Source organism: Azorhizophilus paspali, assembly GCF_043587585.2.
GTDB classification, from domain to species: Bacteria; Pseudomonadota; Gammaproteobacteria; order Pseudomonadales; family Pseudomonadaceae; genus Azotobacter; species Azotobacter paspali.
Genome location: NZ_CP171449.1, coordinates 2,932,424 through 2,954,376 on the forward strand (window position 1 = coordinate 2,932,424; position 21,953 = coordinate 2,954,376).

19 protein-coding genes are annotated in these 21,953 nt (G+C 66.4%); 12 read left to right on the top strand and 7 right to left on the bottom strand.

The genetic code is table 11. The features are described 5' to 3' along the window. Nucleotides 1-10: 10 nt before the first annotated feature. From ACGI6K_RS14265 to ACGI6K_RS14290, 6 genes are all read right to left on the bottom strand, one after another. A complete protein-coding gene (locus ACGI6K_RS14265; protein WP_376942453.1) occupies nucleotides 11-982 on the bottom strand; it encodes a carbohydrate kinase family protein in 972 nt (323 codons plus the stop codon). 64 nt (nucleotides 983-1,046) lie between these two features. Further along, nucleotides 1,047-2,324: a sugar MFS transporter gene (locus ACGI6K_RS14270; RefSeq protein ID WP_376942451.1), complete on the bottom strand. Its 1,278-nt coding sequence runs from the start codon at nucleotides 2,322-2,324 to the stop codon at nucleotides 1,047-1,049. Between the two features lie 83 nt (nucleotides 2,325-2,407). Next, nucleotides 2,408-4,072 carry a glucose-6-phosphate isomerase gene (pgi, locus tag ACGI6K_RS14275; RefSeq protein ID WP_376942449.1) on the bottom strand — a complete coding sequence of 555 codons (1,665 nt, stop codon included), beginning with the start codon at nucleotides 4,070-4,072 and terminating at the stop codon, nucleotides 2,408-2,410. Nucleotides 4,073-4,170: 98 nt separating this feature from the next. Further along, the gene (gene pgl, locus ACGI6K_RS14280; protein WP_376942447.1) at nucleotides 4,171-4,884 is read right to left on the bottom strand and encodes a 6-phosphogluconolactonase; all 714 of its coding nucleotides are present in this window, start codon (nucleotides 4,882-4,884) and stop codon (nucleotides 4,171-4,173) included. Continuing rightward, nucleotides 4,871-6,337 (bottom strand): glucose-6-phosphate dehydrogenase, encoded by a 1,467-nt coding sequence (gene zwf, locus ACGI6K_RS14285; RefSeq protein ID WP_377969266.1) that lies wholly within the window; start codon nucleotides 6,335-6,337, stop codon nucleotides 4,871-4,873. Before zwf ends, pgl begins: the two co-directional genes overlap by 14 nt. 64 nt (nucleotides 6,338-6,401) lie before the next feature. After that, nucleotides 6,402-7,340, bottom strand: coding sequence for an enoyl-CoA hydratase/isomerase family protein (locus ACGI6K_RS14290; RefSeq protein ID WP_376942781.1), 939 nt, complete (start codon nucleotides 7,338-7,340; stop codon nucleotides 6,402-6,404). Between the two features lie 173 nt (nucleotides 7,341-7,513). Here ACGI6K_RS14290 and ACGI6K_RS14295 point away from each other — a divergent pair, with 173 nt between their 5' ends. The 9 genes from ACGI6K_RS14295 (at nucleotide 7,514) to ACGI6K_RS14335 (ending at nucleotide 16,044) form a co-directional block, all read left to right on the top strand. Then, nucleotides 7,514-8,917, top strand: coding sequence for a sigma-54 interaction domain-containing protein (locus ACGI6K_RS14295; RefSeq protein WP_376942779.1), 1,404 nt, complete (start codon nucleotides 7,514-7,516; stop codon nucleotides 8,915-8,917). A 277-nt stretch (nucleotides 8,918-9,194) separates the two neighbouring features. Continuing rightward, nucleotides 9,195-10,586 (top strand): GntP family permease, encoded by a 1,392-nt coding sequence (locus ACGI6K_RS14300; RefSeq protein WP_376942777.1) that lies wholly within the window; start codon nucleotides 9,195-9,197, stop codon nucleotides 10,584-10,586. 20 nt (nucleotides 10,587-10,606) lie between these two features. Then, nucleotides 10,607-11,380: a 3-hydroxybutyrate dehydrogenase gene (locus ACGI6K_RS14305; RefSeq protein WP_376942775.1), complete on the top strand. Its 774-nt coding sequence runs from the start codon at nucleotides 10,607-10,609 to the stop codon at nucleotides 11,378-11,380. A 136-nt stretch (nucleotides 11,381-11,516) separates the two neighbouring features. Then, a complete protein-coding gene (locus tag ACGI6K_RS14310; RefSeq protein WP_376942773.1) occupies nucleotides 11,517-12,215 on the top strand; it encodes a CoA transferase subunit A in 699 nt (232 codons plus the stop codon). Nucleotides 12,216-12,217: 2 nt separating this feature from the next. Beyond that, the gene (locus ACGI6K_RS14315) at nucleotides 12,218-12,847 is read left to right on the top strand and encodes a CoA transferase subunit B (RefSeq protein ID WP_376942771.1); all 630 of its coding nucleotides are present in this window, start codon (nucleotides 12,218-12,220) and stop codon (nucleotides 12,845-12,847) included. Between the two features lie 227 nt (nucleotides 12,848-13,074). Continuing rightward, the gene (locus ACGI6K_RS14320; RefSeq protein WP_376942769.1) at nucleotides 13,075-13,941 is read left to right on the top strand and encodes an MBL fold metallo-hydrolase; all 867 of its coding nucleotides are present in this window, start codon (nucleotides 13,075-13,077) and stop codon (nucleotides 13,939-13,941) included. Nucleotides 13,942-13,955: 14 nt separating this feature from the next. Further along, nucleotides 13,956-14,480 (top strand): hypothetical protein, encoded by a 525-nt coding sequence (locus tag ACGI6K_RS14325; protein WP_377968733.1) that lies wholly within the window; start codon nucleotides 13,956-13,958, stop codon nucleotides 14,478-14,480. 277 nt (nucleotides 14,481-14,757) lie between these two features. Beyond that, nucleotides 14,758-15,216: a DUF2243 domain-containing protein gene (locus ACGI6K_RS14330; protein ID WP_376942765.1), complete on the top strand. Its 459-nt coding sequence runs from the start codon at nucleotides 14,758-14,760 to the stop codon at nucleotides 15,214-15,216. 6 nt (nucleotides 15,217-15,222) lie between these two features. Next, on the top strand, nucleotides 15,223-16,044 hold the full coding sequence (locus tag ACGI6K_RS14335) for a cytochrome c oxidase assembly protein (protein WP_376942763.1): 822 nt from the start codon (nucleotides 15,223-15,225) through the stop codon (nucleotides 16,042-16,044). Nucleotides 16,045-16,223: 179 nt separating this feature from the next. On the opposite strand, the gene ACGI6K_RS14340 is transcribed toward ACGI6K_RS14335, so the two are convergent. Then, the gene (locus tag ACGI6K_RS14340; RefSeq protein WP_376942787.1) at nucleotides 16,224-16,646 is read right to left on the bottom strand and encodes a hypothetical protein; all 423 of its coding nucleotides are present in this window, start codon (nucleotides 16,644-16,646) and stop codon (nucleotides 16,224-16,226) included. A gap of 225 nt (nucleotides 16,647-16,871) precedes the next feature. On the opposite strand from ACGI6K_RS14340, the gene ACGI6K_RS14345 reads away from it, so the two are divergent. From ACGI6K_RS14345 to ACGI6K_RS14355, 3 genes are all read left to right on the top strand, one after another. Then, nucleotides 16,872-18,134, top strand: a complete 1,263-nt coding sequence (locus ACGI6K_RS14345; RefSeq protein ID WP_376942761.1) for a NupC/NupG family nucleoside CNT transporter — start codon at nucleotides 16,872-16,874, stop codon at nucleotides 18,132-18,134. A 507-nt stretch (nucleotides 18,135-18,641) separates the two neighbouring features. Beyond that, on the top strand, nucleotides 18,642-19,724 hold the full coding sequence (locus tag ACGI6K_RS14350; protein ID WP_376942759.1) for a glycosyltransferase family 4 protein: 1,083 nt from the start codon (nucleotides 18,642-18,644) through the stop codon (nucleotides 19,722-19,724). Then, nucleotides 19,721-21,886: an amylo-alpha-1,6-glucosidase gene (locus ACGI6K_RS14355; RefSeq protein ID WP_376942757.1), complete on the top strand. Its 2,166-nt coding sequence runs from the start codon at nucleotides 19,721-19,723 to the stop codon at nucleotides 21,884-21,886. The genes ACGI6K_RS14350 and ACGI6K_RS14355 overlap by 4 nt, the downstream gene beginning before the upstream one ends. Nucleotides 21,887-21,953 lie beyond the last annotated feature (67 nt).

Sequence of the window (21,953 nt, forward strand, 5' to 3'; positions counted from 1 at the left end):
TGAAGATACTCTAGACGACTGGCGCTGGCCGGCCGGCCGGCGTCGCCAGCTCATGACGACGTGGCAAATCGGGACCGCGACGCTGGCAGGTCAGCGCCGCCGCCGCTTGGGCGAAGGCGAGCATCCGCTCGATGTGGCTCCTATCCAGCGCATCGAGTGCGGCCGGGCTGTCGAAGCCCTGCTCGGCCAGGTAGGTGATCAGCGCCGCCTGGAAGGTGTCGCCGGCACCCACAGTATCCACCGGAACGATTGCATGGGCCGGGCTGGACCAACTGCCGTGGGCACGGTTGAACACGGTCACGCCGTGTTCGCCGCGGGTCAGGCACACCAGTCGGCACTGGTGTTGCAGGAAGGCCTCGGCCGTCGCCAGCGGGTCCTGGCCCGGATAGAGCAGTAGCAGATCCTCTTCGCTAACCTTGACCAGGTGGGCATGCCGGGCGAAAGCACCGATCCGCTCGCGCCAGACATCGAGGTCGGGTTCGACGTTGAGACGAACATTGGGGTCGAGGCTGATCAACAACTCCCGCGAGGAGCGCTCCAACAGTTGCTCGAGGCTGTCCGCGGTCGGCCGCACGACCAGCGAATAGGAGCCGACATGGATGCCGCGGACTCCGCTGTCCAGTGCCGGCACCTGCTCTGGCCGCAGTTGGCGGTCCGCCCCTGAATGCCCGTAGAAGCTGTAGTGGGGCACGCCCTGGCCGTCCACGGCGACCAGACTCAGGGTCGTGGTGGCCGCATCGAGCGGGACCAGGTAGCGGGTCGAGACGCCCTCGTCCTCCAGTACCCGGCGCAACTGCTGGCCGAGAAAATCGCCGGAGATGCCGGTCAGCAGGGCGGACTTCACACCCAGCCGGCTGAGCCCCACCGCCACATTGAAGGGGGAGCCGCCGGCAATGGCCTTGAAGCCTACCTGCCGCGGCAGTTCGCTCTGCGCGGGGTCGACGAACAGGTCGAACAGCGCTTCGCCGCATACTAGAAACATTGCGCACCTCTTGTTCTCGGATTTCGATGGTGCCGGGAAACCTGTTTTCCCGGCGCCTGCCGACTCACTCGGCCTGGGCGGCCAGGGACACGGTGGACTCGGCCGGCTTCTGGGACAGTCCGTACAGCGCCACCACCACGTAGCAGAAGAACGGAACGATGAAAGCGGTCGCCATGCCGAAGTCGTCGGCGATCCTGCCCATGACCAGCGGCAGGAGCGCGGCACCGACCAGGGTCATCACCAGGATCGAGCCGCCCCGGTTGGTCTGCCGGCCCAGGCCCTGCACACCCATGCCGAAGATGGTCGGGTACATGATTGACATGAAGAAATACATGCCGATCACCGCGACCACCGAAACCTTCTCCAGCGCCAGCATGGCGACGACGCTCAGGAAGGCGCAGGCGATGGCGCTGAACGCCAGCAGGGTGTGCGCCGGGATGCGGCGCATCAGCCAGGTGCCGGAGAAGCGGCCGATCATGTAGCCGATCAATGCCAGCGACAGCAAGAAGGAACAGAATTGCGGCGTGCCGCCCTGCCAGTGATCCAGGGTGAAATTGATGAAGTAGGCACCGACGCCGACATAGGCGCCGATGTTGCAGAACTGCGCCAGCAGGGCGAAGGTGAAGTTCCGGCGGCGCCACAGCGAGACGCCCTCCTCGACCTCCTCCTCGGCCTCCCCGCCGGCCGCGCGCTCGCTGCCGACCTCGGGGAAGGTTGTACGGGCGAAGACCGCCATCAACCCCACCACCAGCACGGCCAGCGTCACGTAGATCAGCGAGGTCGGCGCGATGCTGCTGCCGGCCAGTTCGAGCGGCGGCGCATAAAGCACCACGCCGCCGAGCATCGGCCCGAGGAACACGCCTAGGCCGTTGAAGGACTGGGCGAAGTTCAGGCGCTGCACAGTCTTGTCCGGATTGCCCAGGGCGGCGGCGTAGAGGTTGGCGGACACCTCCAGGCAGGCCAGTCCACAGGCTAGGACGAACAGCGCGATCAGGAAGGCATGGAAGGTCTCGGCCCAGGAAGCCGGCACGAACAGCAACGCGCCGACCGCGAATAGGGCCAGGCCGAGCAGGATGCCGGCCTTGTAGCCGCAGCGCTCCATGAACAGGCCGACCGGCAGCGCCATGATGAAGTAGGCACCGAAATAGGCGGTTTGGATCAGGCCCGATTTGGCCCGGGAAATGTTCAGAGTTTGCTGGAAGTGATGGTTCAGGACATCCAGCAGGCCATGGGACAGCCCCCACATGAAAAACAGCGCCGTCACCAGGACGAAAGCGAAGGTCGTGGAAACCGGCACGCTCTTTCCGGACTCGGTTGGCGAGCGCTGTTGCTGATTGTTCATCGTAGCCTTCCTCTTGGAATTGTTTTTGGGTACGGGCGGGCCGCGCCGGAGCGCGGCCCGCCGGATGCGAAAGCCGGTGCGGATCAGCCGCGATGACGGCCGCGGAAGTAGTCGATCAGGCCCTGGGTCGAGGAATCCTCGGCCGGCGGCGCCTCGTAGCTGGTCAGCCGGCCGTAGACGTTCTTGCCGAGCTCCTTGCCCAGCTCCACACCCCACTGGTCAAAGGAGTTGATCCCCCAAATCACTCCTTGGACGAACACCTTGTGCTCGTACAGGGCGATCAGCGCGCCGAGGCGACTGGGGTTGAGGGTCTCCATCACCAGGGTGTTGCTCGGCCGGTTGCCGGGGATCACCTTGTGCGGTGCCAAGCGCTTCACTTCCGCCTCCGGCAGGCCCTTGGCGCGCAGTTCCACCTCGGCCTCCTCGCGGCTCTTGCCGAGCATCAGCGCCTGGCTCTGCGACAGGCAGTTGGCGTACAGCCACTGGTGGTGGTCGGCCACCGGGTTGTGGCTGACCACCGGCACGATAAAGTCCGCCGGGATCAGCAGGGTGCCTTGGTGCAGCAACTGGTGGTAGGCGTGTTGGCCGTTGCAGCCGACGCCGCCCCAGATCACCGGGCCGGTCTCGCAGGAGACCGGGCTGCCGTCTTGGCGCACGCTCTTGCCGTTGGACTCCATGTCCATCTGCTGCAGGTGCTTGACGAAGTTACGCAGATAGTGATCGTAGGGCAGGATGGCATGGCTCTGCGCGCCCCAGAAGTTACCGTACCAGACGCCGAGCATAGCCAGCAGCACCGGCATGTTGTTCTCGAACGGCTCGTGGCGGAAATGGCAGTCCATGGCGTAGGCGCCGGAGAGCAGGTCCTTGAAGTTGGCCATGCCGATGGCCAGAGCGGTCGGCAGGCCGATCGCCGACCACAGCGAATAGCGTCCGCCGACCCAGTCCCACATCGGAAAGATGTTCTTCTCGCGGATGCCGAATTCGATCGCCGCCGGAATATTGCTGGTCACCGCGATGAAGTGCCGGTACAGGCGCTCCTCGCTGCCGCCGCTCGCCAGGTACCAGGTGCGCGCGGCCTGGGCGTTCTTCAGGGTTTCCAGGGTGCCGAAGGTCTTGCTGGAGATGATGAACAGGGTGGTCGCGGCGTTCAGCCGCGCGGTCAGTTCGTGGAACTCGCTGCCGTCGATGTTCGCCAGGTAGTGGCAGCGCACACCGTGCTGGGTGTAGGGCAGCAACGCCTCGGACACCAGTTCCGGGCCCAGGTAGGAACCGCCGATGCCGATGTTCACCACGTCGGTGATGGCCTTATCGCTGTAGCCGCGCCACAGCTTGTTGTGGATGCGCCCGACAATGTCGGTCATCTGCGCCAGGGCAGCGTGCACGTCGCGCATGATGTTGTGTCCGTCGATGAGCAGGCTGTCGCCCACCGGCCGGCGCAGGGCGGTGTGCAGGACCGGACGCCGCTCCGAGGCATTGACCGGCTCGCCGTCGAACATCGCCCGGGCGGCCCGCTCGACGCCGGCCTCGCGGGCCAGGTTGACCAGCAGGTCGCGGGTCTCCTGGGTGATGAGGTTCTTCGAATAGTCGAGGAAGAGACCGCAACTGCTGGTGGAGAATTCGTTGAAACGACTGGGATCGCTCAGGAATGCCTCGCGCATGTGGAAATTCTGCATGGCCAGGCGGTGTTCCTGCAGCGCCCTCCAAGAAGGCAGGCTGGTGACGTCGAACGCTTGCTGGTAGTAGCTCATAGGAGTACGGCTTCCTTCAATCTGTCTTGGACTTGTCGTGGATGCGGCCATCCTGGCGGTCCGCGCCGGACCGGAGCGCTCCTTCGCGACCGGCTCCCTCAAGGGCTCCAGTAGATTTCCAGCCCGTCGCCGAGGAAGGCGCGGATCGGCATCCGCAACGGATCGGCGCGCAGGGCCTGGCGCAGGGTTTCCAGCTTGGCCGGACCCTGGATGGCCAGGCAGCGCAGCCGTGCCCGCGCTAGCAACGGCCAGGTCAGGCTGATCCGCGGGTGCGGCGCGACCGGCGCGTGCATCGCCATGCACGGCTCGGCGCAGGTGCCGGCCAGCGCCTGGGCGAGGTTCGGGCTGCCGGGGAACAGCGAGGCGGTATGGCCGTCCTCGCCCATGCCCAGTATCACCGCGTCGATCGGTCGCTTGAGTTCGGCCAGCGCCCGGCCGGCCAGACGCGCCGCCTCTTCCAGGTTGGCCGCCGGCTGATAGAGGCCGAAAAAGCGCGCTGCGGCGGCCGGACCGCGCAGCAGGTGGCGGCGCACCAGCGCCTCGTTGCTGCCGTCCTGGTCCGGCGCCACCCAGCGCTCGTCGACCAGGCCGACCTGTACCCGGCTCCAGTCCAATTCGTGGGCGGACAGCGCCTCGAAGAAAGGCACCGGGCTACGCCCGCCCGACACCAGCAGGCTGGCGCGGCCGTCACTGTCGATGGCCTGGCGCAGCACCTCGGCCACGCGTTCGGCCAGTCCCTCGGCCAGGGCGGCGCCATCGGCCAGGGGCCGGGTCAGCACCCCTGCGGGCAGATCGAGTTCAGAAATCTCCATACCAGCTCCTCCCGTCACGGGTGATCAATGCGATCGACGACAGCGGCCCCCAGCTACCCGCCGCGTACGGCTTGGGCGCCTCGCCCTGCAGGCGCCAGCCGGCGATCAGCCGGTCGCACCAGCGCCAGGCGTACTCGATCTCGTCCTTGCGCACGAACAGGTTCTGGTTGCCCTTCATCACCTCTAGCAGCAGCCGCTCGTAGGCGTCCGGAATCCGCGCGCTGCGGTAGGTGTCGGAAAAATTCAGTTGCAGCGGACCGCTGCGCAGTTGCATCCCCTTGTCCAGCCCCTGCTCCTTGGTCATCACCTGCAGGGCGATGCTCTCGTTCGGCTGCAGGCGGATGATCAGCTTGTTGCCGATCAACGGGCGCTGCTCCGCGGCGAAGATGTAGTGCGGCGGCGCCTTGAAATGGATGACGATCTGCGACAGCTTCTGCGGCATCCGCTTGCCCGTGCGCAGGTAGAACGGCACACCGGCCCAGCGCCAGTTGTGGATCTCCGCGCGCAGCGCGACGAAGGTCTCGGTGTCGCTCTGCGCGTTGGCGTTGTCCTCCTCCAGATAGCCTGGCACCGACTTGCCCAGGATATTGCCGGCCACGTACTGGCCGCGCACCACCTGCTGGCTGAGCTGGGCGGCGTCGATCGGCGCCAGCGCCTTGAGCACCTTGACCTTCTCGTCGCGAATGCTGTCGGCCGACAGGTCGCTCGGCGGGTCCATGGCGATCAGGCAGAGCAGTTGCAGCAGGTGATTCTGGATCATGTCGCGCAGTTGCCCGGCCTTGTCGAAGTAGCCCCAGCGGCCCTCGATGCCCACCTGCTCGGCCACGGTGATCTCCACGTGGGAGATGTGGTTCTGGTTCCACTGGGTCTCGAACAGGCTGTTGGCGAAGCGCAGAGCGATCAGGTTCTGCACCGTCTCCTTGCCCAGGTAGTGGTCGATCCGGTAGGTGCGGTCCTCGGGGAAATGCCGGGCCACCGCGTCGTTGACCTTGCGCGAGGAGACCAGGTCGTGGCCGATCGGCTTCTCCAGTACCACCCGGGCGCGCTCGGCCAGGCTGACCTCGGCCAGTCCGGCGCAGATCGGCTCGTAGAGCGCGGCCGGGGTGGCGAAGTAGGCGATCAGCCGCTCGGCGGCGCCGACCCGGTCGGCCAGCGCGGCGTAGCCGCCGGGCTGGAGGAAATCCATCGACAGGTAGTCCAGGCGGCCGAGAAAGCGCTGCAGCACGCCCTCGTCCAGTTCGGCGACGGGGACGTGGCGGCGCAGGTGCTCGGCGATGGTATCCCGTGCGCCTTCGCCGGCATCAAGCGCCAGGGCCAGCAGACGCGTGTCCGGGCACAGCAGGCCGGCCCGGTCCAGTTGGTAGAGGGCGGGGAACAGCTTACGCAGAGCCAGGTCACCCAGGGCTCCGAACAAGGCGAAGGTACAAGGCTCGACAGTATAATTAATAGCCATCATGATTGTTCTTTTTGTAAAAGAAGCCACAATAAAACCATCAATGAAACGATTCATCAATACATCATGTTGTTATAAAAACAATTTTTTCACTAGAAAAGCATTGTCGAATATTACAAAGCGGATGCCGCCGGGCGGCCTCCCGCATCGACGCGCGGGAGTCCGCCGCCACTGACCGAGAGAACGCCGCAGGCGACCGGGTCCACCGGATCGCATGCGGACAAGGCTCTGCAGCGAGAAGGCTCAGCGCCCCTCGAAGCGCGGCGGACGCTTTTCCCTGAGCGCCCGCAGACCTTCTTGGAAATCCGCCGAAGCCGCGCAGCGCCGCACGTCCGCCTCCACCACCGCGCGATCCAGGCTGCCGCCGGCGGCCGCGTTCAGGTGACGCTTCATCCTGACCAGCGCCAGCGAAGCGAGTTCCATCAGTTCCGCAACCAGCGCCTCGGTCGCCTCGGCCAGCCGTTCGCGGCTGTCGTACATGGGTGAGCAGGCCGACCTCCAACATGCCCCGCGCGTCGAGCTTCTCACAGGCGAGGATCAGCCGCTTGGCGGCGTTTAGCCCGAGGCGCGACACGTAACGCCGGAACAGCCCGGCATAGGCATAGAGGTGTAGGCCGAAACGTGCCGCCGGCATGAGCATCTGCGCCGCCGGACCGCCGAGGCAAAAGTCGCAGGCCAGCAGGATGTCGGTGGCGCCGCCGAATACCGCGCCCTGCACCTCGGCGACAGTCAGCGGACGCAGGTTCTCCAGGGTGTCGGCCATCGCCTCGAAACGCTCGCCGTCGCCGGCCGTGGCCAGGTCGTCGAAGCTGTAGCCGGCGCAGAAATGCCTGCCCTCGGCACGCAGCAGCACCCGTACCTGCGCCGCCGCTTCGACGCGCGCCAGGCATTCGAGCAGCGCCGACAGGTCCGCCTCTCCCAGACGGTTGGCCTTGTCCGGCCAGCGCAGGCGCAGAGTTGCCAGGGGACCGCAAATGTCCAAAGAAGGGATGCCGCCACTCATGAATCACTCTTGACCGAGCCAATCGATGCACCCATTGTCGAGGTGCCCGGCGCCGCTCTCAAGTCGCCAATGGTCGTTGGTCGTTCCCACGGTGGGCTCGGCTTGCGATACGGAGATTATTGAGCGAACGTCAACAGGCCCTACAGGACTCTCGTCACGCATCGGAGCGCATCATGAATTCCACCGACCGCCTCAAGGACTATTACAGCACTCGCCTGCAGGCGATGCGCTCGCTGTTCGAGATCGTCGAGCAGTCGAGCGAGGGCACGGTGATCGTCGACCGCGACGCGCGCATCGTCTGGATCAACGAGCGCTACGCCCGGCGCTTCGGCCTCGCCGATCCGGCCGAGGCCCTCGGCCAGCCGGTGGAGCACGTGATCCCCGGCAGCCTGCTGCGCGAGGTAGCGCACAGCGGCCAGCCGATCTTGCTGGACATGCTGGACACCCCGAAGGAACCGCTGGTGGTGATGCGCCTGCCGGTCCACGACGAGGACGGACACTCGATCGGCGCCATCGGCTTCGCCCTGTTCGACGAACTCAAGCGCCTCTCGCCGCTGGTCTGCCACTACCTGAGCCTGCAGGAGGAACTGGCCTCGGCCCGCTCCCTGCTGCAGGCGCGCCAGGCCCGCTACAGCTTCGCCCAGTACATCGGTACCAGCGCCGCGGTCCTGGAAGTCAAGCGCCGCGCCCGGCGCGGCGCGGCCAGCGAAGCGCCGGTGCTGCTGCTCGGCGAGACCGGTACCGGCAAGGAACTGCTGGCTCACGCCATCCATGCCGCCTCGCCGCGCGCCCACCAGCCCTTCGTCAGCCTGAACATGGCGGCCATCCCGGAAAACCTGCTGGAGGCGGAATTTTTCGGTACCGCGCCGGGCGCCTTCACGGGCGCCAGCCGCAAGGCGCGGCCCGGCAAGTTCCAGATCGCCCAGGGCGGCACCCTGTTCCTCGACGAGATCGGCGACATGCCCCTGCACCTGCAGGGCAAGCTGCTGCGCGTGTTGCAGGAGAAGGAATTCGAGCCGGTCGGCTCCAACGAGATCCTGTGCAGCAACGTGCGCCTGATCGCCGCCACTTCCTGCGACCTGGAAGAGGCCGTGCGCCAGGGCAAATTCCGCGCCGACCTCTATTACCGGCTGAACGTGCTGCCGATCCGCCTACCGCCGCTGCGCGAGCGCCCCGAAGACCTGCCGGCGCTGTGCGAGGCCATCCTCGGCCAGCTCGGCAGCGACCATAGGCTCAGTCCCGCTGCCCTCGCCCTACTCGCCCGTCACGACTGGCCGGGAAACATCCGCGAACTGCGCAACCTGCTGGAGCGCACCATCCTGCTCGGCGACGGCCCATACCTGGACGAAGCCATCCTCGCCACCACCCTAGGACCGCTGCCGCTCCCCGCGCCGGCCACGGTAGCAGCGGCCGTCATCGGCGAGAACTACCGGCAGGCCATGCAGCGCTTCGAGCGCGAACTGCTGGAAAACGCCCTGGCGAGCGCCGGCAATGCTTTGGAGGCCGCGCGGCGCCTGGGCCTGAGCCGCTCCACCCTGTACCGCCGACTGGCCGCCTTGGGCATCTCGTCCCGTTAACAGGAACATCCCATTAATGGGAATTCAATAGCCACACGCTTGCCCTGGGTACCGGCCCGACCTGCGACCACACCTTTCCCAAGCTTGGGAAATTATCGCCAAAGCATATGAAAAAATCCTTGTAAATCAAGGAGCGGCAAAGCTGGCACGGAACTCGCTCTGTACCTTCCACGGTTTTCCGCTATTCCAAATAAAAACAACATCCCTGCCGTGGCGCATTCCCGACGTCGGCCATTGACGGCTTTCGTCCGACACGACAGGTTCAAGGAGACGTCCGATGAGCGTCATCGTCGCCCTCGCCGCCCTGGCCCTGCTCATGCTAGCGGCTTACCGCGGCTACAGCGTGATCCTCTTCGCCCCCATCGCCGCCCTCGGCGCCGTGCTGCTGACCGACCCCGGCGCGGTGGCGCCAGCCTTCAGCGGGGTGTTCATGGAAAAGATGGTCGGCTTCATCAAGCTGTACTTCCCGGTCTTTCTGCTCGGCGCCGTGTTCGGCAAGCTGATCGAGCTGTCCGGCTTCTCGCGCGCCATCGTCAGTGCGGCGATCCGCCTGTTCGGCACCCGCCAAGCTATGCGGGTCATCGTGCTGGTCTGCGCCCTGTTGACCTACGGCGGGGTGTCGCTGTTCGTGGTGGTGTTCGCGGTCTATCCGTTCGCCGCCGAGATGTTCCGCCAGAGCGACATCCCCAAGCGGCTGATCCCGGCGACCATCGCCCTCGGCGCCTTCAGTTTCACCATGGACGCGCTGCCCGGCACGCCGCAGATCCAGAACATCATCCCCAGCGCCTTCTTCGGCACCAACGCCTGGGCCGCGCCCTGGCTGGGGCTAATCGGCGCGCTGTTCGTGCTCGCCGCCGGCCTGCTCTACCTGCAGCGCCAGTTGCGCAAGGCCCGCGCCGCCGGCGAGGGCTACGGCAGCGACCTGCGCAACGAGCCGGAGACCGCCGAGGACCTGGTGCTGCCCAATCCTTGGCTAGCGCTCTCCCCGCTCCTGCTGGTGGGTGTCGCCAACCTGTTCTTCACCCACCTGATCCCCGCGCTCTACGGCAAGACCCATAACCTGCAACTGGCCGGCATGGCCGCGCCGGTGCAGACCAACATCGGCAGGATCACCGCCATCTGGGCGGTGGAAGCGGCGCTGCTGCTGGGTATCCTGCTGGTGCTGGTCAGCAGCTTCGGCGCGGTGCGCGACCGACTGGCCGAGGGCAGCAAGACCGCCGTCGGCGGCTCGCTGCTGGCGGCGATGAACACCGCCTCGGAATACGGCTTCGGCGCGGTGATCGCCGCGCTGCCGGGTTTCCTGGTGCTGGCCGAGACGCTGAAGAGCATTCCCGACCCGCTGCTCAACGAGGCGGTCACCGTCACCCTGCTGGCCGGCATCACCGGCTCCGCGTCGGGCGGCATGAGCATCGCCCTGGCTGCCATGTCGGAAACCTTCATCGCCGCCGCCCACGCCGCGCAGATCCCCCTAGAAGTGCTGCACCGGGTCGCCGCCATGGCCAGCGGCGGCATGGACACCCTGCCGCACAACGGCGCGGTGATCACCTTGCTGACGGTCACCGGCCTGACCCATCGGGAGGCTTACAAGGACATCTTCGGCATCACCCTGATCAAGACCCTAGCGGTATTCGTGGTGATCGCTACCTTCTACCTCACCGGCCTGGTCTGACAACATACGGAGACACCCCCATGACGATCCTCAGCGGCAAGACCGCCCTGGTCACCGGCTCCACCAGCGGCATCGGCCTCGGCATCGCCCACTGCCTGGCCGCCGCCGGCGCCAACCTGGTGCTCAACGGCTTCGGCGACGCGCAGCAGGCGCTAGAGGCGGTACGCCAGCACGGCCACGAAGCGCGCCACCATCCGGCGGACATGTCCAAGCCGGAGGAAATCGCCGCGCTGATGGCTTTCGCCGAGAGCGAGTTCGGCGCCGTCGACATCCTGGTCAACAACGCCGGCATCCAGCATGTGGCGCCGGTCGAGGAATTCCCGCCGGAGCGCTGGGACAGCATCCTCGCCATTAACCTCTCCTCGGCCTTCCACACCATCCGCTTAGCCCTGCCCGGCATGCGCCGGCGCGACTGGGGACGGATCGTCAACATCGCCTCGGTGCACGGCCTGGTCGCCTCGGCGCAGAAGTCCGCCTACGTCGCCGCCAAGCACGGTCTGCTCGGCCTGACCAAGGTGGTCGCTCTGGAAACCGCGCAGACCCCCATCACCTGCAACGCGATCTGTCCGGGCTGGGTGCTGACGCCGCTGGTGCAGCAGCAGATCGACGCCCGCGTCCAGGCCGGCGGCGATCCCGCCGCCGCCCGTCACGACCTGCTGGCCGAGAAACAGCCGTCGCTGGAATTCGTCACCCCCGAGCAGCTCGGCGCGCTGGTGCTGTTCCTGTGCAGCGACGCGGCCAGCCAGGTACGCGGCGCGGCCTGGAACATGGATGGCGGTTGGGCGGCGCAATGATGCCCGCCGGCAACGCGTCGCGACGCCGAGAACGGTGCAGCGACGATGGCCACGGCCGCAGCGACAACGACAAGGAAACACCCGGCCTGATCCGCATCGCGGCAAACGGCCCCGTACAACCAGCGGAGAGCATTCCATGAACAAGCTCTATCCCAGCGCCCAATCCGCCCTCGACGGGCTGGTGGAGGACGGCATGACCCTCGCCGTCGGCGGCTTCGGCCTGTGCGGCATCCCCGAAGCGCTGATCGCCGCCCTGCGCGACTCCGGCAAAGGAGGCCTCACCGTCATCAGCAACAACGCCGGCGTCGACGACTTCGGCCTCGGCCTGCTCCTCGCCACCCGGCAGATCCGCAAGATGATTTCCTCTTACGTCGGCGAGAACAAGGAATTCGAACGCCAGTACCTGGCCGGCGAACTGGAGCTGGAATTCACCCCCCAGGGCACCCTGGCCGAGAAGCTGCGCGCTGGCGGCGCCGGCATACCCGCCTTCTACACCCGGACCGGCTACGGCACCCTGGTCGCCGAGGGCAAGGAGACCCGCCAATTCGACGGCGAATGGTACGTGCTGGAGAAGTCACTGACCGCCGACATCGCCCTGGTCAAGGCCTGGAAGGCCGACAAGGCCGGCAACCTGCTGTTCAGGAAGACCGCGCGCAACTTCAACCCGCTGGCGGCGATGGCCGGACGGGTCTGTGTGGCCGAGGTCGAGGAAGTCGTCGAGACCGGCGAACTGGACCCGGATCGGATCCACCTGCCGGGCATCTACGTACAACGCATCGTGCTCAACCCCACCCCGGAAAAACGCATCGAACAACGTACCCTGCGGAGTGCCTGACCATGGCCTGGACTCGTGAACAGATGGCGCAACGCGCCGCCCAGGAGCTGCAGGACGGCTTCTACGTCAACCTCGGCATCGGCCTGCCGACCCTGGTCGCCAACTACATCCCGGACGGTGTGGAGGTCTGGCTGCAGAGCGAGAACGGTCTGCTCGGCATCGGTCCCTTCCCTACCGAGGAAGAGGTCGACCCGGACCTGATCAACGCCGGCAAGCAGACCGTTACCACCGTTTCCGGCAGCAGCTTCTTCGACAGCGCCGCCTCCTTCGCCATGATCCGCGGCGGCCACATCGACCTTTCGATCCTCGGCGCCATGCAGGTCTCCGAGCACGGCGACCTGGCCAACTGGATGATCCCCGGCAAGATGGTCAAGGGCATGGGCGGCGCCATGGATTTGGTGGCCGGAGTGCGCCGCGTAGTGGTGCTGATGGAGCACTGCGCCAAAGGCGGCGCGTACAAGATTCTCGAACGCTGCGACCTGCCGCTGACCGGCGTCGGGGTGGTCGACCGGATCATCACCGACCTGGGCGTGCTCGACGTCACCGGGCAGGGCTTGCAACTGGTCGAGCTGGCCGAGGGGGTGACCTTCGAGCACCTGCAGCAGGCCACCGGCTGCCCGGTCCGGCGTTGATGGCCGGGCGTCCCGTTCCCTTCGGGCATGACCGCATGGTGTCCCGACCCATGCCTCTTGCGCGGCTGCCCACGGGCGCCGCGCTTTTTATTGGGCAGCGCTTCGCCAGGCCTGCATCGACGCGCCGATCCTGCGCAGCGACGGCACTCCGGGGTAGCCGTGGCGGCAGTGCCCGACCACCCACGGCAAAGCCTGAGCCGACACAACAATAAGGAAGGATCTACCCCATGCGTACCCTGACTACCCTGCCCGGCAACAGCCAGAAACTCGACGGCGGCGCCATGTTCGGCAACGCCCCGCGCGCCATGTGGGAGCGCTGGATGCCGGCCGACGAACTGCACCGTATCGACCTCGGCTGCCGCGCCCTGCTAGTGCGCGAGGACGGCCGCAACGTGCTGGTGGAAACCGGCATCGGTGCCTTCTTCAGTCCTGAGTTGAAGGACCGCTACGGCGTGCAGGAGAGTCGCCACGTGCTGCTCGACAACCTCGCCGCGCAAGGCCTGTCCGACGCCGACATCGACGTGGTGGTGCTCACCCACCTGCACTTCGACCACGTCGGCGGCCTGCTCGCCGCCTGGGAAGAAGGCCGGCCGCCGCGCCTGCTGTTCCCCAGGGCACGCTTCGTCACCGGCCGCCGCCAGTGGCAACGCGCCCGCCAGCCGCATGCCCGCGACCGCGCCTCCTACATTCCCGAGCTGCTCGAACTGCTCGAAGCCAGCGGCCGCCTGGAACTGCTCGACGACGGCCGGACTTCCGAGGCGCTCGGCCCGAACTGGCGCTTCCACGTCAGCGACGGCCACACCCCCGGCCAGTTGCTGCCCGAGGTGGCGATGCCCGGCGGCCCGGTAGTGTTCGCCGGCGACCTAGTGCCCGGCGCGCCCTGGGTGCACCTGCCGATCACCATGGGCTACGACCGCTTCCCGGAAGGCCTGATCGAGGAAAAGACCGCCCTGCTCGAAGACCTGCTGGCCAGGGGCGGCCGCCTGGTCTTCACCCACGACCCGAAGGTTGCCATGGGCCGCCTGAGCCGCGACGCCAAAGGTCGCTTCGGCCTCAGCGAAAGCAGCGGCGAGGTGGCGGGACTGGCGGAGTGAGACGCTACCAGGGCATGCGCTTTCTAACCACGATCGCGGACAAGGACTACGCCATCGTGCGCTCCATGTATCGCATCGCCGGCTATCCCGACTATGCGGAACTCATCGGTGACCGAAATGCCGGAGGCTACCTACAAACCCGCCGGCGGTACGGCGTTGCGCGTCCGCGGCTTGAGCAAGCGTTTCGCAGGCACCCAATCACCGACGCCTTCGTGGTGCACCACGGCGCCTTGGGCAGCTTCGTGCATATCTGGAGCAGGGGAAACGTCAGCGTACCGGCGATCATCGAGCGGATCGCCGCACTGGAGGGTGTCGACCTGTCGCTGGACAAGGCGACTGCCTGCCGGCTGTTCGATCTGCCGGAAGATCGGGAGGCGGATGTCGCGGTGATTGCCAGGAAAGGCGTGTGCATCGGCGGCTCCGCCAGACTGTACGACCTGAGCGGCCTGAAAGGCCATCGGCTGCGCACGCATGGCGGGCTCACCGAAACCAGGGTTCCGTTCGTTTTGAACCGCCCTCTTAATATCGAATACAGATAGCAGGTGGCCCACTCGGAAATCAAGAATTACCGGATTTTCGAGTTCGCCATCAACGGGATGCTCCGAGCCCGCCGAAAAGAGGGAGATGCCATGGATCCATGCCTCTGGCTCTCCCATCCGTCCAGCATCCGGTTCGGCCAGAATCCTACGGGTCCTCTTCCATTTCGCGGGGTTGCCGTCCGCGCGGTTGTCCGACACCGGACATCGACAGCCCGGAACCAAGCACCAACGTGCCTTTCTCACAGGGAAAGCACGAGATCGAGCAAAAGGGAAAGCGATGAGCGTTCCGTTGCAGACCGACATCCACAGATCCATGCTGGCCAGCGCCCTGATCGGCATCGGCCTCATGGCCGGCGTGGACGAGATCATCTTCCACCAGTTGCTCGGCTGGCATCATTTCTACGACCTGGCCACGCCGAAGATCGCGTTGTTCTCCGACGGTCTGCTGCATTCCGCCGAACTGATCGTGCTGGTAGCCGGTTTCTTCATGCTGATCGACCTGCGCGGCAGGCAGGCCCTCGCCTCGACCGCCGCCTGGGCCGGCCTCTTCATTGGCCTCGGTGGCTTCCAATTGTTCGACGGCATGGTCGACCACAAAGTGCTGCGGCTGCACCAGATCCGCTACGGCATCGACAACCTGTTGACCTACGACCTCGTCTGGAACGCTTCGGGCGTGGCGCTACTGCTGATCGGGCTGCTGCTCGGCAGGCGGTGCGCCAGCGGCCGGCCGGGCTGAGGGCACATGGAACACGCCGCCGTCCATGTCCCGTCCTACGCCGGTAGTGTTCCGGACCTGCTCTTCCCCGCCCTGCTGCTCGGCCTCTATGCGTTTGCCAGCCTGCGCCCAAGGCGCGCCGGACGGCGCTGGAGCCCCTGGCGCACGCTGAGCTTCGCCCTCGGTACCGCCCTGCTCGGCCTGGCCCTGGCGCCGCCCGTGGTCGCCTTCGCCCATGCCGACCTGCGCGGGCACATGCTCCAGCACCTGCTGCTGGGCATGTTCGCACCCATCGGCCTGGTTTTGGGCGCACCCGGCACGCTACTGCTGCGCACTCTGCCGATACGGGCGACGCGCATCCTGCTGGCTGTCCTGGATAGCCGTCCGCTGCGAATACTGATCCATCCGTTCACCGCGCTGGTGCTGGATATCGGCGGCATGTACCTGCTCTACCTGACGCCCTTGTTCGTCCTCAGTGCCCACGATCCACTCGTGCACTTCCTGGTGCACCTGCATTTCCTGCTGTCCGGCTACCTGTTCACCTGGGCCATTGCCGGCCCCGATCCCGCGCCGCACCGTCCCTGCGCGTGGCTGCGCCTCGGCGTGCTGTTTCTCGGCATGGCCCTGCATGCGACGCTCGGCAAGCTCATGTACGCCTATGGTTTCCCGCGGGGCACGGCGCATCCCCCGAGCGAGATACGGGCTGCGGCGCAGCTCATGTATTACGGCGGGGACGTGGCGGAACTGCTGCTGGCGATCGCCTTCTTCACGCTCTGGTTCCGCCGGGCACCGACGCGCGCTTTCCCAGGGCACATCGACGATCGGCATGCGCTGCCCGGCAGCGACTAGGCTCCGCTCTCCCGCAGGCGCTGCAGCATATCGGCGAACCGCGGCTGACTCGACGCATTCGGCTCCCCCGCCATCCAGCCCGGCCTGCCCCAGATGAACGCAGCGCTACCCGGCACGGGAAGCCTTGCCGTGGGTCGCGCACGGTTTCTTTCGAAGGATCCACGGCACCCGGCAACCGTTCAAAGCAGCGCCTCGTCGTCGCGGATCAGCACACAGCGCCGGCCCTGTTCGTCCTCGTCGCACTCGTACACGTAGAACATCGTCACCGCCCCCGAATCCAGCGTGGCCGCCAGGTAATCGCCGGCCTCGACCGCGAAGAAGCAGCGCGAGCCCGGCTCGGCCACGCATTCGACCAGGGCGATGACGAACAGCGCCGGATCGCTTCCGTCGAAGTAGTCGGCGCGGCGCGGCTCGTCCCAGTCCGCCGGCGCCTGGAACGGCCCGATGAAGAGGATCTTGGCATCGCCCAGGTCTTCCTCTTCGGCTTCGAAGTCGTGCTCGTCCGGCCGGTAGACGCTGCAATCCAGCGCCCCGGCGCCGCGCAGGATCGCCTGCCGCGCCGCCTGCCGCCACGCCGGGTCCAGCCCGGCGGCCTGGCACACGCGCGTCCACGCCGTGTCCGTTCGATCGTTGTGTTTCATGGGGATCTCCGTAGTCATGGGGCTGCCGACAGGTCCGGCGTGCCGCATTGTCCCGCATTCGGCAAGGGCAAAGCAGCTTTGCAATGGCTCCGGAACCGCAGCCGGGCGAGCAACGAGGCCCGCACCGCGGATACACTGGCGCTCCCCCCGGACGAGGGGGGGATCGATCACCGGGAGAGCGAGCGCATGTTCACCATACTTCAAGGGCTTTTGGGACTAGCCGTGATGATTTTGCTGGCCTGGGCGATCAGCGAAGGACGTTCGCGGGTGCGTCCCCGGGTAATCGTCGCCGGGCTTCTCTGCCAGTTCGGACTGGCCGCCGTGCTGCTGAAATTTCCCGGCGCCAGCCAGTTGTTCGAACCGCTGAACGCCCTGGTGCGGGCCCTGCAACAGGCCACCACGGCCGGCAGCGCCTTCGTTTTCGGCTTCGTCGGCGGCGGCGCGGCGCCCTATGCCATCACCAGCCCGCCCAACGGTTTCGTACTGGCCTTCCAGGCCCTGCCACTGGTGCTGGTGATCAGCGCCCTGTCGGCATTGCTATTTCACTGGCGAGTCCTCCCGGTGATCGTCAAGGGATTCTCCTGGCTGTTGCAGAAAACCTTCGGCATCGGCGGCGCCGTGGGCTTCGCCAGCGCCGCCAACGTCTTCGTCGGCATGACCGAGGCCCCCTTGCTGATCCGCCCCTACCTGTCGGGCATGTCGCGCAGCGAACTGTTCGCCGTCATGGTCACCGGCATGGCCACCATCGCCGGAACCGTGATGGTGCTCTATGCCACCCTTCTCGAAGGCAGCATTCCCGATCCGGTCCGGCACCTGCTGATCGCCTCGCTGATCAGCGCGCCGGCATCGCTGTTGATCGCCCATGTGATGATTCCGCCGGAGCGGGAAATGGCGACGCGGCAGCCATCCGCCCTGCCGGAGGAAGAGCGCCTCCGCTACCACAGCGCCATGGACGCGGTGACCCGCGGCACCCTGGACGGCCTGCAACTCTGGCTCAACATCATCGCCATGCTGCTGGTCCTGGTCGCCCTGGTCCACCTGGCCAATCTGGGGCTGGCCTGGATACCGGAGATCGCCGGAGCACCACTGACGCTGGAGCGCCTGCTCGGCTGGGCGATGGCCCCCATCGTCTGGCTGACCGGGATTCCCTGGGCCGAGTCCATCACCGCCGGGGCGCTGATGGGCGTCAAGACGATACTCAACGAATTCATCGCCTATATTCAGCTCGCCGGCCTGCCGGAAGGCGCGCTGAGCGAACGCAGCCGGCTGATCATGACCTATTCGCTGTGCGGATTCGCCAACATCGGCAGCCTGGGCATCCTGATCGGCGGCCTGGGCGTGCTGGTGCCGGAACGCCGCGGCGAAATCGTGGACCTCGGGCCGCGCTCCCTCTACGCCGGGACGCTGGCGACCCTGATGACGGGGGCGGTGGTGGGTCTAATCATCTGACCTTTCGATGGCGAACGGCCGGCGGACCGCCCCTCGCCCTACCTGTCGAGCGGCTTGACGCCTCCCCGGCGACCGAGCCCGAACCCGACCCGATACAGGTCCGGCAGATTCACGCAACCGTCCTTCATGTTTCTACTTGCTTTTTTGCAAACAACCCGCAACCGGTCTTGCAACATTATCCAATCGATAAAACATATGCAGTAAGTGCACCCGCCGCGCCGGAACCTGAATCCAGCGCGGCCATTTCGTTCGTAAAAGCCCACTTCGCCCCTGCGCACTCCGGACGACTGGCACACAGGCCGAAGCCCATAATCCACATTGCCACCAAGACAATCGGAGACACCTTCGACCGCCAGGCAGCGCCACACGTCGGAAGTCGGAAAGAACGTCCCAAAATGGTCATACTTGTCTGAAATTCCGCCGGAACGCGGGGGCCCGTACCCAAGAGCAGTTCTCTTCGCCTCGCCTGGAGCGGCCAAGTCCAAGAGGATCGGGAGAATTACGCCATTGAAAATCGCGCAGATCGCTCCGCTCTACGAAGCCGTACCACCACGCCTGTACGGCGGTACGGAACGATTGATCGCGCATCTGACCCAGGCGCTGATCGACTTGGGTCACGAGGTGACGCTGTTCGCCTCGGCCGACTCGCACACCGACGCCCGGCTGGTGGCGATGCGCAAGCAGGCGCTGCGGCTGGACCCCGCGCCGCTTAAGTCGGACCTGGCGAGCCACCTCATCCTACTGCAGGAGGTGCAGCGCCATGCCGACGCCTTCGACGTCCTGCACTTTCACACCGACCTGCTGCATTTCCCGTTCTTCGAGGAAATGGCCGGACGGACGCTGACCACCGTGCACGGACGGCTCGATATAAAGGACCTGCCCGAAGCCTACCGGCGCTGGAAGGCCTTTCCGCTCGCCTCGATCTCCAAGGACCAGCGCCGTCCCCTGCCCTTCGCGCACTGGCACGGGACGGTACACCACGGTATCGACGACGCACGTTTCCACTATCACGAAGCTCTCGAAGACGGCTATCTCGCCTTCCTCGGACGCATCTCGCCGGAAAAGCGTCCCGACCGCGCCATCGCCATCGCCATCCGTGCTGGCCTTCCGCTCAAAATGGCCGCCAAGGTCGACACGGCGGACCGCGAATACTTCGAGCAGCGCATCCGCCCGCTGCTGGACCACCCGCTGATCGAATTCCTGGGCGAGATCAGCGACGCCGACAAGGTGGAGTTCCTCGGCAATGCGAGCGCGCTGCTGTTCCCCATCGACTGGCCGGAACCCTTCGGGCTGGTGATGATCGAGGCGATGGCCTGCGGCACGCCAGTCGTCGCCTGGCGTTGCGGGGCCGTGCCGGAAGTGGTCGAACAGGGTGTGAGCGGACTCATCGTCGACAACGACGAGCAGGCCGTGGCGGCGGTTCACCAGGCGCTGGCCCTCGACAGGCGCGGTGTACGCGCGGCTTTCGAAAGGCGTTTTTCGTCGAGGATCATGGCGAGCGCCTATGTCGATCTCTACCGGCGGCTGCCCGCCTTCGCCGACCGCAGCCCGGCGACCGCCGTCCTCATGCCAGGAGGCACGAACCCATGACCCAGGGGATGACCCGGGAGCCGGCGCTCGCCGAACTCGATATCGAGGAAGTGCTCGAACGCACCCCGCAGCGCCTGCTCGTGCTCAAGGAAAGCGACACCTTCCTGGTGGCCGACGTCTACGGCGACGTGAACGGGGACGCCGACGGGCTCTTCCATAACGATACCCGGCTCCTGTCGATCTTCCGCTTGCGCTTCGGCGGCCAGAAGCCTTCGCTGCTGTCGGGCATGGTGAGCCGGGATAACGTGTTCTTCACCGCCCACATGACCAACCATCCGCTGTCGCCGCTCGAAAGCGCGGCCACCCCCAAGGGCGTCATCCATATCGAGCGCAAGCGCTTCTTGTGGGACGGCCGGATCTTCGAGCGCATCTGCCTGTTCAACTATGGCGACCAGCCGATGCTTGCTCCCTTGACGCTGCAGTTCGCGGCCGACTTTCGCGACATGTTCGAGGTGCGCGGCGAGAAGCGCCTCAAGCGCGGCCAGCACCACCCGGCGCAGCTCAGCGAGCGGACCGTGCAACTGAGCTACACAGGGCTGGACCAGCAGCGGCGCGAGGTCCGCATCGAACTCTCGGAGACGCCCGAATGGCTGGACGAGGGCGGCGCCGAATTCATAGTCGATATCCAGGAGCATGCCTCCTGGGTACTGTATGTGGAAATCGGCGGCGGACCGGCGGCGCAACCCGACGATCACCGCTACCGGGCGGCGGCGGCGGCGGCGCGCCGGAGCATGCGCGCGCGCCAGCGTCGCGGCGCGCGTCTGCAATCGTCGGCGCGCCTGTTCCAGGGATGGCTGGACAAGTCGCGGGCCGACCTGGCGCTGCTCACCACCGACCTGCCGACCGGTCCCTACCCCTATGCTGGTATCCCCTGGTTTTCCACGCCTTTCGGCCGCGACGCCATCATCACCGCCCTGCAGACCCTGTGGCTCGACCCCGCCCTGGCGCAGGGTGTGCTGGCCTTCCTGGCCCGTCATCAGGCCCGCCAGACCTCGACCTTCCGCGACTCCGAGCCGGGCAAGATCATGCACGAGATGCGCAAGAGCGAGATGGCCGCGATCAACGAGCTGCCCTTCGCCCAGTACTACGGCGGCGTCGACACCACGCCGCTGTTCATCGTGCTGGCCGGGGCCTATGCCGAGCGGATGGGCGATATCCAGGCGGTCGAGCCCTTCTGGCCGGCCTTGGAAGCCGCCGCCAGCTGGATAGAGCGCAGTGCCGCCGGCACCGCCAACGGTTTCCTCAGCTATGCGCGCGGCGAGGCCAGCGGCCTGGCCAATCAGGGCTGGAAGGACAGCCACGATTCGGTGTTCCACCAGAACGGCGCCACGCCGGAAGGCCCGATCGCGCTCATCGAAGTCCAGGGTTATGCCTACCGGGCTTATCTGGCCATGGCCGAACTCGCCGCCTGGCGCGGCGACGACGAGACGGCCGGACACTGGCGACAACGCGCGCAGGAACTGCGCACGACGGTCGAGCGGCATTTCTGGCAGAACGACCTGCGCTTTTACGCGCTTGCCCTCGACGGGACCGGCCGCCCCTGCCGCGTGCGGGCCTCCAATGTCGGCCATCTGCTGTACATGGGCCTGCCGTCCCCGGAGCGTGGACAGGCGCTGGTGCGCCAGTTGCTGTCGCGTGCCTTTAACTCCGGCTGGGGCATCCGCACCTTGCCGCCCGAGGCGGTGCGCTTTAACCCCATGTCGTACCACAACGGCTCGGTTTGGCCACACGATGTCGTCCTCTGCGCCGCTGGCATGGCGCGCTATGGCGAACGCGAGGGCATCGTGCACCTGATGAGCGGCCTGTTCGAGGCCGCCACGCATTTCGGCATGCGCCTACCGGAGCTGTTCTGCGGCTTCGAACGCATTCCCGGCGAAGCGCCGATCGCCTACCCGGTCGCCTGCCTACCCCAGGCCTGGGCCGCCGGCTCGGTGTTCATGCTGCTGCAGGCCTGCCTGGGCCTGCACATCGATGCGCGGCGCCAGATTGTCCAGATCGAGCAGCCGCGCCTACCGGCCGAGATCGACCGCCTGCAGGTCCACCATCTGCCCGTCGGCGGGCAACGCGTCGACCTGAACTTCCAGCGGCTGGGCCAGCGCGTGGTGGCCTTTATCGAACAGCAGCGCGGCCCGCAGCCAGTGCGCCTGTCGGTACAGTTCTAGGGCGTGTCATTAATTGTTTCTCGCGTTGCGACGAGCCTGTTTTGACACAAGACAAGGCACGAGGAGA